General features: G+C 63.0%; 1 protein-coding gene. It reads left to right on the forward strand.

Features of this window, described 5'->3' with window-relative positions; genetic code table 11:
* Positions 1-42: 42 nt before the first annotated feature.
* Positions 43-732: glycosyltransferase family 2 protein (locus tag ABTU92_RS30420; protein ID WP_408095255.1), on the forward strand; the 690-nt coding region annotated here is incomplete at its 3' end.

Consider the following 732-nt stretch of genomic DNA (forward strand, 5'->3'; position numbering starts at 1 on the left):
CGAGACGGGGCGCTTGTGCGATGCCCTTCAGGGGTGGCGTCGATGAACGCCCGAACACCGGTAGAGGAAGCCGCCGCGCGACCCGCGTTCGGCGGTGTGCCGGCTGAGGTGTCCCGCTCCTTGATCGTTCCTATCTACCGCAACCAGGAGAATATTCCCGCGCTGATCGAGGCCCTCGAAGATCTCAATCGGCGAGCCGCGACGGCGATCGAGGTGGTCTTCGTCATCGACGGGTCGCCCGACCAGTCCGGCGAACTTTTGACGGCGGCTCGCGCGAGCTTCTCCTTTCCATATCAGATTCTTTTCCACAGCAGGAACTTCGGTGCTTTCGTTGCGATACGTACCGGGCTAGAGCATGCGAGGGGACGGCATGTGGCAGTGATGGCGGCCGACCTGCAAGAGCCTCCGGAACTGATCCTTGAGTTCTTCTCGATTCTTGAGAGTGGGACCGCCGACGTCGTCTTCGGCGAGCGCGTCAGCCGGCACGACGACTGGGTGCGCGACATTCTCTCCGGCGGCTTCTGGTGGGTCTACCGTAAGCTGGTGATTAAGGACATCCCGAAGGGGGGAGCGGACATCTTCGCCTGCAATCAGGCGGTTCTCTCCGCGGTGCTGCAGATCGAGGAGCCGAACAGCTCCCTGATCGCCCAGCTGTTCTGGGTCGGGTTTCGGCGCAGCTTTGTTCCGTACAACCGGCGCGCCCGCGAGCACGGCAAGAGCGCCTGGAGTTTG

This window comes from Rhodoplanes sp. SY1 (genome assembly GCF_046000175.1).
GTDB lineage: Bacteria > Pseudomonadota > Alphaproteobacteria > Rhizobiales > Xanthobacteraceae > Rhodoplanes.